Genomic DNA, 11,025 nt, shown 5'->3' on the forward strand with positions numbered 1-11,025 from the left:
GTTGATAGGCCGGAGGTGTACAGCAGTGATGCCCAGCCGACCGGTACTAATAGGCCGAGGGCTTATCTTTCATAAACCCTCAACAAAAACAACAACCATCGAAGACTGCATCTTTGATGAGACTGTTCGCGTCCACACCAACTAGCAACGAATGCTAGAACTGAACAATGGCTTGGCCACCCCAAGCAGCTCTGCTCGGCAGCGAAAGCGCCGGCGGATGAGTGCGGGGGTGAGTCGATAGAGTTACGGCGGCCATAGCGAAGGGGAAATACCCGGTCCCATCCCGAACCCGGAAGTCAAGCCCTTCAGCGCCGATGGTACTGCAACCGAGAGGCTGTGGGAGAGTAGGACGCCGCCGGACAAAATTTCAGGTAGAGGCCGCCCTTTGGGGCGGCCTCTACTGCTTTTACTGGCACTGAGTTTGTCAAAGAATGGTCCACGGATCGTTCGAAGTCGGCTGCGGGAAGCAGCAGTGAGGAAGGCAGCTATGGCTGACGAGCGCCGTAGCAACAGAGGCGGTAAGCCCGCTGGACGCCCCGGGCGTCCGAAGAGCTCAGGTTCAAGTTCATCCTCGACCGGTGGCCGTGGTGGCCGATCGGGTGACGGCAAGCCGAGCGCTGGTCGACCGAGTGGCGGCCGGCCGGGTGCCGGGCGGAGCAGCGATCGCCGCGAGGGCGGAGCTGGCCGTGGTGGCGAGCAGCGTCGTGACGGTGGCCGCGGAGGCGACGAGCGTCGCGACAGCAAGCCGTCGACCGGACGCAGCGGCCCTCGCGCAGGCGGCCGCTCTGACGGCCCGAAGCGCTCTGACGGCCCGAAGCGCGGTGGCACCAGCGACCGCAAGGGCGGTTACTCCAAGGACCGCGGCGGCAAGCCCGGTGGCAAGCCGCAGCGCCGCTTCGACGAGCCGCGCGAGGAGCGTACGGCGGATCAGCGGATCTACGACGGTCCGGAGCTGCCCGAAGAGGTGACGGGCAAGGAGCTGGATCGCGCGATCTCGGCTCAGCTGCGCGGCCTGCCCGAGAAGCTGGCGGCGCGGATCGCCCGCCACCTGGTCGCTGCCGACATGTTCATCGACTCCGACCCCGAGCTGGCCTACCAGCACGCGAAGGCGGCCAAGTCGCGTACGCAGCGGATCGCTGTGATTCGTGAGGCGCTGGGCGAGGCTGCTTACGCTGCCGGCCACTACTCCGAGGCGCTCGCCGAGTTGCGTGCGGCCAAGCGGATGAATGGGGCGACGGCGTACCTGCCGATCATGGCGGACTGCCACCGCGCGCTCGGCCAGCCCGAGCAGGCGATCAAGCTCGCGCACAGCCCGTCTGTGGTGAACTTCGAGGCACCGGCGAAGGCCGAGATGACGATCGTCGAGGCTGGCGCTCGTCGGGACATGGGCCAGTTCGACGCGGCGCTGCGGATCCTCGAACAGTCGCCGCTCAACAACAAGGGCCGCGAGGCATGGGTGGTGCGGCTGCGCTACGCGTACGCCGACACGCTCCAGGACGCCGGCCGGGACAAGGACGCGCTGACCTGGTTCCACCGCACCTACGCGATCGACTCCGACGAGATCACCGACGCAGCGGCGCGGGCCGAGGCGCTCGAGAAGACGGTCGAGAGGGACTGACGTCCCCTCAGAACGAGCAATCAGTGGCGATCGGCATCCGTGCCGGTCGCCACTGGCCGTTTTGCTCCGATACTGGAGATCCTGGGCTCGGTAGGTAAGAATGGACGCACAACTACATCCGTGTGATCACCGAAATGTTCCTTCACGCATGATTGAGCCCGCTGGGGAAGGCGTAGCTCGCGCCGCAACGAAGGAGATATTCGGTGACCACTCAGATCAAGGACCCGAGCGCCTCGCGTGGCATCGCACGAGGCGTTGTGTTCGTGCATTCGGCTCCCTCCGCGCTCTGCCCTCACATCGAATGGGCCGTCGCGGGGGTGCTAGGTGTGCCGGTGAACTTCGACTGGACGGCGCAGCCCGCCCAGGCCGGCACCTACCGAGCCGAGCTCTTCTGGTCCGGTGCGGTCGGTTCCGCAGCGGCGATCGCGTCGGCGCTGAAGGGATGGACGCACCTGCGCTTCGAGGTCACCGAGGACGGCACGTCGACCTCTGAGGGTGCGCGCTACTCCTTCACTCCCGACCTCGGCGTCTTCCACGCCGTCACCGGGATGCACGGCGACATCATGATCCCGGAGGACCGGCTCAAGGCCGCGGTGGTCAAGGCCGCCCTCGGCGACACCACGCTCGAGCTCGAGGTCGACAAGCTCCTCGGCAAGCCTTGGGACGACGAGCTGGAGACGTTCCGTCACGCGGGGGAGGGCGCCCCCGTACGCTGGCTGCACCAGGTCGTCTGAGCGACCCTGTCGGCCGCAGAGCACGGCTGACGAAGACTGAGGCCCCGGAGCGTGAGCTCCGGGGCCTCAGTCCGTGTCTGACCGGTGCCGGTCAGAGTGGGATGTTGCCGTGAGCACCGCGGCGTACGCCGACGGTCTGGATCGCGTCCTCGAAGGCGGCCGCGATCGCCCCGCGGGTCGCCGACGGCTCGATGACTTCGTCCACGACACCGATCTCGACAGCCTTGTCCACACCGCCGGCCAGGCGCTCGTGTTCGGCCGCGAGCTCCGCCTCGACCTGAGGACGGAGGTCGGGGGCGACCTCGGCGAGCTTGCGGCGGTGCAGGATGCGGATGGCGGCGACAGGGCCCATCACCGCGACCTCAGCGCCCGGCCAGGCGAAGACCTTCGTCGCGCCGAGGGAGCGGGCGTTCATGGCGATGTAGGCGCCACCGTAGGTCTTGCGGGTCACCAGGGTGACCCGGGGGACCACGCACTCCCCGAAGGCGTGCAGGAGCTTGGCGCCGCGGCGTACGACTCCGTCCCACTCCTGGCCGACGCCGGGCAGGTAGCCGGGGACGTCGACGACGACGATCAGCGGGACGCCGAGGGCGTCGCAGAGGCGTACGAACCGGGAGGCCTTCTCGGCGGAGAGGGAGTCGAGGCAACCGCCGAGCCGCAGCGGGTTGTTGGCGACGACACCGACGGTGCGGCCGCCGAAGCGACCGAGCGCGGTGACGATGTTGGGAGCCCAGCGAGCGTGCAGCTCCTGCATGGTGCCCTCGTCAAGGATGTTCTCGACCAGCGGGTGCACGTCGTAGGCGCGCTTCTTCGACTCGGGCAGCTGCACGGCGAGGTCCTTGTCCTCGACCGCGGCGACGTCGAGGCCGCCCTGGGAGCCGAGGAGGGAGGTGACCGTGCGGGCCTTGTCGAGCGCCTCGCGCTCGGACTCGGTGAGGATGTGCACCACACCGGAGCGGCGGCCGTGCGGCTCGGGACCACCGAGGCGCAGCATGTCGACATCCTCACCGGTGACGGAGCGTACGACGTCGGGACCGGTCACGAAGATGCGGCCCTCGGGGCCGAGGATGACGACGTCGGTGAGGGCGGGACCGTAGGCAGCGCCGCCGGCAGCCGGGCCGAGGACGACGGAGATCTGCGGGATCTTGCCGCTGGCCTGCGTCATCGCGTGGAAGATGCGGCCGACCGCGTGCAGGGAGAGTACGCCCTCGGCGAGCCGGGCGCCGCCGGAGTGCCACAGGCCGATGATAGGGCTGCCGTCCGTCATCGCGCGGTGGTAGGCGTCGACGACCACACGGCAGCCGAGGTCGCCCATCGCACCGCCCATGACGGTGGCGTCCGAGCAGAAGGCGACCGCCCGGGTGCCGTCCACCTCGCCGACGGCGGCCAGCATGCCGGAGTTGTCGTCGGGGGAGATGAGCTCGACGGTCCCCTCGTCGAAGAGCGCCCGGAGGCGGGTCAGCGGGTTCCGGGGATCCTGGTCGCGAGGAAGCTTCTGCTGCTTCCTCGCGGGCGCGGGGACCGTGATGGTCATCAGATGCTTCCGTAGACGACCGCTACGTTCGCGCCACCGAAACCGAAGGAGTTGTTGAGGGCCGCGATGTCGCCGACGGGCAGGTCGCGGGCCTTGGTGGCGATGTCGAGCTCGACCGCGGGGTCGAGGTTGTCGAGGTTGATCGTCGGCGGCGACTGGCGGTTGTGGATCGCCAGGACGGTCGCGACGGTCTCGAGGGCTCCGGCGCCACCGAGCAGGTGGCCGGTCATCGACTTCGTCGACGTGACCACGACGTTCTCGACCTGCTTGCCGAGGGTGGCGTGGAGCATCAGGCCCTCGGCGATGTCGCCCTGAGGGGTCGAGGTCGCGTGGGCGTTGACGTGGACGATGGTGTTCGGGTCGATGTCGCCGTCCTCGAGCGCGCGCTTGATGGCGCGGCTGCCGCCACGACCCTCCGGGTCGGGCTGGGCGATGTCGTGAGCGTCGGCGGTCACGCCGGCGCCGAGGACCTCGGCGTAGATCCGGGCGCCACGGGCCTGGGCGTGCTCGAGCGTCTCGAGCACCACGATGCCGGCACCCTCACCGAGGACGAAGCCGTCACGGCCGGTGTCCCAGGGGCGGCTGACCGCGGTCGGGTCGCCACCATCGGGGCCGGAGGCGGTCTTGGAGAGGGCCATCATGTTGGCGAACGCGGCCATCGGCAGCGGGTGGATCGCTGCCTCGGTGCCGCCCGCGAGTACGACGTCGGCGCGGCCGAGACGGATCTGGTCGGCGGCCAGGGCGATCGCCTCGGAGCCGGAGGCACAGGCGGAGATCGGGGTCTGAGCCGCGGCGCGGGCGCCGTAGATCAGCGAGATGTTGGCTGCCGAGGCGTTGGCCATCAGCATCGGGACGGCCAGCGGGCTGACGCGGCGCGGCCCCTTGGCCAGAAGCGTGTCGTAGTTGTCGAGCAGGGTGGTGACGCCGCCGATACCGGTGGCGACAGCGACACCGAGCCGCTCACCGTCGAGTCCGGCCTCGGTGGCCGTGCCCTCGAAGCCGGCGTCCTTCCAGGCCTCGGCCGCGGCGACCACGGCGAACTGGGCGGAGCGGTCCAAGCGTCGGGCCTTGACCCTCTCCAGGACCTCGGACGGCTCGACGGCGACACGGCCGGCGATGCGTACGGGAAGGTCCTGGGCCCACTCCTCGGTGAGCTCGCGGATGCCGGAGCGGCCGGCGATCAAGGCATCCCAGGTGGTGGCTACATCTCCGCCGACCGGGTTGGTGGTGCCCAATCCAGTGACGACGACTCGGGTGCGGCTGCTCATGTGGTCTCCGTGTGAGGTGTTTGGCGCGTTGGGTCAGGTGAAGCAGATCCGGCGGCTCGGCCTGGGAGGGTTGGCCGAGCCGCCGGGGCGCGTCAGGCGTTCGCGGAAGCCTTCTCGATGAAGCTCACTGCGTCGCCAACGGTCTTGAGGTTCTTGACCTGCTCGTCGGGGATGGATACGCCGAACTTCTCCTCGGCAGCGACGACGACCTCGACCATGGACAGCGAGTCGACGTCGAGGTCATCGACGAAGGACTTGTCGAGCTGAACGTCGGCGACATCGATGCCGGCGACCTCGTTGACGATCTCGGCGAGGTCGGAGCGGATCTCTTCGGTGGTGGCCATATGTGGTGCTTCCTCTCGGATTTTTGTGTGTTGAAACTCTGGGGTGGTGCCGGACTACGGAACGACGACGACCTGGGCTGCGTAGACCAGTCCGGCGCCGAACGCGATCAGCAGGGCGGTGTCGCCCGACTCAGCCTGACCCTCCTCGATCATCCGCTCAAGGGCAAGCGGGACCGAGGCGGCCGAGGTGTTGCCCATGGTGGCGATGTCGCGGGCGATCTTGACCGTCTCCGGAAGCTTCATGGAGCGGGCCAGGGCGTCGACGATGCGCATGTTGGCCTGGTGCGGGACGAAGCAGTCGAGCTCGTCGGCGGTGATGCCGGCCTTCTCGAGCGCCTCTTGACCGACCTTGGCCATCGCGAAGGAGGCCCAGCGGAAGACAGCGTTGCCCTCCATCGTCAGCCAGGGCGTCTCCTTGGCTTCGTTCGCGTCGAACCAGTCGGGGGTCTGGATGTGGTTGGCTTTGTCGCCGGAGGAACCCCATACGACTGGGCCGATCCCGGGCTCCTCGCTCGGGCCGACGACCGCGGCGCCCGCGCCGTCGGCGAAGATGAAGGCGGTGCCACGGTCGTGCGGGTTCGTGATGTCGGAGAGGCGCTCGACACCGATGACGAGTACGTTCCGGGCGCTGCCGCCGCGGATGAAGTCGCTGGCCATCGCGATGCCGTGGCAGAAGCCGGCACAGGCCGCCGAGACGTCGAAGGCGGCCGGGCTGTCGGCACCGAGCTCGTCGGCGATCAGCGCGGCGACCGCAGGGGTCTGACGCATGTGGCTGACCGTGGCGACGATGACGCAGTCGATCTGGTCGATGCCGATCTTGGCGTGCTCGAGAGCCTTGCGCGAGGCGGCGACCGACATCATCTGCACGGTCTCCTCCTCACCCGCCCAGCGACGCTCGGTGATGCCGGACCGGGTGCGGATCCACTCGTCGGAGGAGTCGATCAGGTCGACGATCTCGCTGTTGGGGACCACCCGGGTGGGGCGATAGCCGCCTACGCCGAGGATGCGGGCGTGCGGTGAACCTGTCGGGGCTGAGATCACGAGTGCTGGACTCCTGTCGGGTGCAGACGCAGCAGCGGCTGACCGGGGGAAACGAGGTCGCCGTCCTCGACGAGCCACTCTATGACCTCGCCGCCGTGGGCGGACGTGATCGCAATCGTGTCACGGAGGCTGGCGATGGCGCCGATCTCGGCGCCGGCCGGGATCACGTTGATTCCGGACACGGTCTCGGAGAGCTTGAAGGTGCCCTTGGACGGGGAGACGACCATGCGCCAGGTCGGCGTGGTCTCGATCGGGTTGGCCTCTCCGTGCTTCTCGACGAACGCGCGGGCGTCGTCGAGCTGGTCGGGAGTCTTCAGGGCGAAGGTCTCGACGCCCTTGAGGGCACGCTTGGCGATCCCGGTCAGGGTGCCGGCCGGCGGCATCTCCAGGATGCCGGTCACGCCGATGTCGGACATGGTGTCGAGGCAGAGGTCCCAGCGCACCGGGTTGGCGATCTGGCCGACGATGCGGTCCAGCGCCTTGGCGCCGTCGTGGACGATCTGGCCGTCCTTGTTGCTGATCAGGCGCGTACGCGGGTCGTGGGTCGAGACGCTCTGGGCCAGCCGGGCGAGGTGGCCGACGGCGGGCTCCATGTGCTTGGTGTGGAAGGCGCCGGCGACGCTGAGCGGCATCAGCCTGGCTTTGGCGGGCGGATCGGCGGCGAAGGCCTCGAGCTGCTCGAGAGTGCCCGCGGCGACGATCTGGCCGGGGCCGTTGTCGTTGGCGGGGGTGAGGCCGTGCTTCTCGATCGCGGCCAGCACCTCCTCGCGTACGCCGCCGAGGACCGCGGTCATGCCGGTCGGCGTCTTCGCGGCGGCCTCGGCCATGGCCTTGCCCCGCTCGCGTACGAGCACCATTGCCTGCTCGGCACTGATCGCGCGTGCGCCCGCGGCGGCGGTGATCTCACCGACGCTGTGGCCGGCGACGGCACCGATCTTGCCGAAGGCGTCCGCGGGCTGCGGGAAGAGCTCGAGGGCCGCGACCAGGCCGGTGGCGACCAGCAGCGGCTGGGCGATCTCGGTGGCGCGGATGGTCTCTGCGTCGGCATTGGTGCCGTAGTCGATCAGGTCGATGCCTGCAACGGTTGAGAGCCACTCCATACGAGCGGCGAAAGCGGGGTCCTCCAGCCACGGGGTGAGGAATCCTGGTGTCTGAGCACCTTGTCCTGGGGCGACAATGACGAGCACGCAACGATAGTCCCGTCTGGAGGGGTGTCGGTTCACCTTCAGCGGCAACGAATATCTATCACGCAATCTTGTAGGGGTTCTACAACTTGCCTGGTCAGTGGTCCTGTTGCCGGCCGAGAATCAGGGCGACCTGCAGGGCGAGAGCGTCGCGGGAGTCGGTCGGGAGGAACCCGGTGAGCTCGGCGACCTGCTTGAGCCGGTAGCGCACGGTGTTGGGGTGCACGAACAGTGTGCGACCGGTGGCCTCGAGCCCGCCTCCGGCGGCGAAGTACGCAGCCAGTGTCTCGATCAGGGTGCTGCGGGCCTCCACCAGCGGTCGATAGAGATTCTCGATCAGGTAGCGGTGGGCCCACGCGTCGCCGGCAAGTGCACGCTCGGGAAGGAACGACTGGCTGCGTGCCGGGCGGGGCGCGTCGGGCCAGCCGGGCGCGGCTCGGTAGGCCGAGAGCGCGGCCCGGGCGGACTCGGCGGCGGTGGCGAGTCCGGCTGCCATGGGTCCGACCACGACGGGCCCGTCAGCGAAGAGGTCAGCGATGCGCTCGGCGGCCTCCAGTGGGTCCTCGATGCCGCCGAGCAGGGCGACGAGGCGGTCACCCTGGACCGCGCACAGGGTGTGCAGGTCGTGGGCGCGGGCGCGGCGGCGTACCTCTTCCATGGCGGCGTCGAGGCGGACGCCGTCGGGGGCGTGGCCCAGCACCGCGCACAGCGGCAGGTCGGCGTCCCAGCCGAGCGCGCTGGCCCGGGAGAGGACGACCTCGTCGGTCTCGGCACGCAGGACCGCGTCGACCACGAGCGCCTCGAGCCGGGCGTCCCAGGCGCCGCGCTGCTCGGCGGCGCGGGCGTAGACCTCGGCCGTCGCGAAGGCGACCTCACGGGCGTAGCGGCCGATCGCCTCGTGGACGTCGGCCGCGTCCTCGGGCCCGAGGAGGTGGTCGATGTTGGCCTCGACCACCTCGATGGAGAGGCGGACGAGGTCCACGGTCTGCTGGAGCGTGATGATGCCGGTCAGCGCACGGGGCGCGACGCCGAACATCGACGCGGCCAGGTCGGGCTTGGCGGTGTCGGCGGAGGCGCCGCCGCCGTACCAGCCGACGAACTCCTTGATGCCCGCCTGGACGATCAGGCCGACGAGGGAGCGGTTCTTCGCGGAGAGGTCCTTGAACCACGGCATCGCGTCGTCCATCCGCGACGTGGCGGCCGTCGCCAGCCGGCCGGTCGCGCGCCGCAGCGCCGTCGCCGTCCGTCGACGTGTATCGAGGCTCGCCTGATTGGTCACACTGCTGATCCTTCCACCTGGAGATGCGGCCGGGGGCCCGGAACAGACGCTCCGAGCCCCCGACCTGACGGACAGACGCTCAGGCGTCTCCGCCCTCCTGCATGATGCCCTTCGTCGACGTCGGGTCGTCGATGCGGTAGGTGTCGAAGGCCTTCTTCACCAACGCGGCGTCGATCTCGCCGGCCTCGGCCAAGGCCTGGAGGGCCTGGACGACGACGGACTGGGCGTCGATCTGGAAGAAGCGACGCGCGGCCGGGCGGGTGTCGGCGAAGCCGAACCCGTCGGCGCCGAGGACACGGTAGTCGTCGGGCACCCAGCGGGCGATCTGCAGCGGGACGGCCCGCATGTAGTCGGAGACCGCGATGACGGGGCCGTTGGACGCCGAGAGCTTCTCGGTGACGTACGGCGTGCGCGGGGTCTCACCTGGGTGGTTGAGGCTCCACTGCTCGGCGTCGATGGCGTCGCGGGCGAGCTCGTTCCAAGAGGTGACCGACCAGGTGTCGGCCTTGACGCCCCAGTCCTCCTCGAGGATGCGGGCAGCCTCCTCGACCCACGGGAAGCCGACGCCGGAGGCGAGCAGGCGGACCTTCGGGCCCTCACCCTCGGCGGTCGAGACCTGGTGGATGCCCTTGAGGATCCCCTCGAGGTCGACGTCCTCCGGCTCCTTGGGCTGGCTCACCGGCTCGTTGTAGACGGTCAGGTAGAAGATGACGTTCTCGCCGTGCGGGTGCTCCTCGGACGTGCCGTACATCCGCTCGAGGCCGCTCTGCATGATGTGGGAGACCTCGTAGGCGAACGCCGGGTCGTAGTGCACGACCGCCGGGTTGGTCGCCGCCAGCAGCGGGGAGTGACCGTCGGCGTGCTGGAGACCCTCACCGGTCAGCGTGGTGCGACCGGCGGTGGCGCCGACCAGGAAGCCGCGGCCCATCATGTCGGCCATCGCCCAGATCGAGTCGCCGGTGCGCTGGAACCCGAACATCGAGTAGAAGATGTAGAACGGGATCATCGGCTCGCCGTGGGTGGCGTACGCCGTGCCTGCAGCGGTCGCCGAAGCCACCGCCCCCGCCTCGGAGATGCCCTCGTGCAGGAGCTGGCCCTGCGCGGACTCCTTGTAGGAGAGCAACAACTTCCGGTCGACGCTCTCGTACTGCTGGCCGCCGGGGTTGTAGACCTTCGCGCTCGGGAACATCGCGTCCATGCCGAAGGTGCGGTATTCGTCGGGCGCGATCGGCACGATGCGCTTGCCGATCTCCGGGTCACGCATCCAGTCCTTGAGGAGCCGGACGGTGGCCATCGTGGAGGCGATCTTGTTCTTGCCGGAGCCCTGCTTGAGCTCGGCGTAGACCTTCTCGCCCGGCAGCGTGAGCTGCTTGAACTCGACCCGGCGCTGGGGGAGCGGGCCGCCGAGCTGCTTGCGGCGCTCCATCATGTATTCGATCTCGGCCGACTCGGGACCCGGGTTGAAGAACGGAGCCGCGCCGGTCTGCTCGTAGGTCGCCTCGAGCTCCTTGTCGGAGATCGGCAGGAGCAGTCGGTCGCGGAACTTCTTCAAGTCCGCCATGGTCAGCTTCTTCATCTGGTGGGTGGCGTTCTTGCCCTCCAGAGCGTCGATCGTCCAGCCCTTGATGGTGTGGGCCAGGATGACGGTCGGCTGCCCGACGGTCTTGGTGGCCGCGTCGAAGGCCGCGTAGACCTTGCGGTAGTCGTGGCCACCGCGGGGGAGCTTGCGGATCTGCTCGTCGCTCATCTGCTCGACCATCTTGCGCAGGCGCGGGTCGGAGCCGAAGAAGTTCTCCCGGACATAGGCGCCGGTCTCGACCGAGTAGGTCTGGAACTGGCCGTCGGGGGTGGAGTTCATCTTGTTGACCAGGGCGCCGTCGACGTCCTTGGCGAGCAGCTGGTCCCACTCGCGGCCCCAGATGACCTTGATGACGTTCCAGCCGGCACCGCGGAAGTTGGACTCCAGCTCCTGGATGACCTTGCCGTTGCCGGTCACCGGGCCGTCGAGCTGCTGCAGGTTGCA

General features: G+C 68.9%; 9 protein-coding genes and 1 rRNA gene. 3 read left to right on the forward strand and 7 right to left on the reverse strand.

Going from position 1 to position 11,025, the window contains the following annotated elements; genetic code table 11:
* Window positions 1-244: 244 nt before the first annotated feature.
* From rrf to AB0F44_RS29660, 3 genes are all read left to right on the forward strand, one after another.
* Window positions 245-361: ribosomal RNA gene (gene rrf, locus AB0F44_RS29650) — 5S ribosomal RNA — on the forward strand.
* Window positions 362-487: 126 nt separating this feature from the next.
* Window positions 488-1,618 (forward strand): tetratricopeptide repeat protein, encoded by a 1,131-nt coding sequence (locus AB0F44_RS29655; protein ID WP_357360890.1) that lies wholly within the window; start codon window positions 488-490, stop codon window positions 1,616-1,618.
* Between the two features lie 242 nt (window positions 1,619-1,860).
* On the forward strand, window positions 1,861-2,352 hold the full coding sequence (locus AB0F44_RS29660; RefSeq protein WP_355019179.1) for a DUF3145 domain-containing protein: 492 nt from the start codon (window positions 1,861-1,863) through the stop codon (window positions 2,350-2,352).
* Between the two features lie 91 nt (window positions 2,353-2,443).
* Here the strand turns inward: AB0F44_RS29660 and AB0F44_RS29665 are convergent, their stop codons facing one another.
* The 7 genes from AB0F44_RS29665 to aceE form a co-directional block, all read right to left on the reverse strand.
* The gene (locus AB0F44_RS29665) at window positions 2,444-3,886 is read right to left on the reverse strand and encodes a carboxyl transferase domain-containing protein (protein WP_357360892.1); all 1,443 of its coding nucleotides are present in this window, start codon (window positions 3,884-3,886) and stop codon (window positions 2,444-2,446) included.
* On the reverse strand, window positions 3,886-5,154 hold the full coding sequence (locus AB0F44_RS29670; protein ID WP_357360893.1) for a beta-ketoacyl-ACP synthase II: 1,269 nt from the start codon (window positions 5,152-5,154) through the stop codon (window positions 3,886-3,888). Before AB0F44_RS29670 ends, AB0F44_RS29665 begins: the two co-directional genes overlap by 1 nt.
* Before the next feature lie 92 nt (window positions 5,155-5,246).
* Window positions 5,247-5,498: an acyl carrier protein gene (locus AB0F44_RS29675; RefSeq protein ID WP_091051955.1), complete on the reverse strand. Its 252-nt coding sequence runs from the start codon at window positions 5,496-5,498 to the stop codon at window positions 5,247-5,249.
* A gap of 54 nt (window positions 5,499-5,552) precedes the next feature.
* The gene (locus AB0F44_RS29680; protein WP_357360895.1) at window positions 5,553-6,539 is read right to left on the reverse strand and encodes a beta-ketoacyl-ACP synthase III; all 987 of its coding nucleotides are present in this window, start codon (window positions 6,537-6,539) and stop codon (window positions 5,553-5,555) included.
* Window positions 6,536-7,726 (reverse strand): acyltransferase domain-containing protein, encoded by a 1,191-nt coding sequence (locus tag AB0F44_RS29685; protein WP_357360897.1) that lies wholly within the window; start codon window positions 7,724-7,726, stop codon window positions 6,536-6,538. The genes AB0F44_RS29680 and AB0F44_RS29685 overlap by 4 nt, the downstream gene beginning before the upstream one ends.
* Window positions 7,727-7,820: 94 nt before the next feature.
* Window positions 7,821-9,002 carry a helix-turn-helix domain-containing protein gene (locus AB0F44_RS29690; protein ID WP_350665969.1) on the reverse strand — a complete coding sequence of 394 codons (1,182 nt, stop codon included), beginning with the start codon at window positions 9,000-9,002 and terminating at the stop codon, window positions 7,821-7,823.
* Window positions 9,003-9,081: 79 nt separating this feature from the next.
* The coding region (gene aceE, locus AB0F44_RS29695; RefSeq protein ID WP_357360899.1) for a pyruvate dehydrogenase (acetyl-transferring), homodimeric type at window positions 9,082-11,025 on the reverse strand (1,944 nt) is incomplete at its 5' end.

This window comes from Nocardioides sp. NPDC023903 (assembly GCF_040639295.1).
In the GTDB taxonomy this organism is placed as follows: Bacteria; Actinomycetota; Actinomycetes; order Propionibacteriales; family Nocardioidaceae; genus Nocardioides.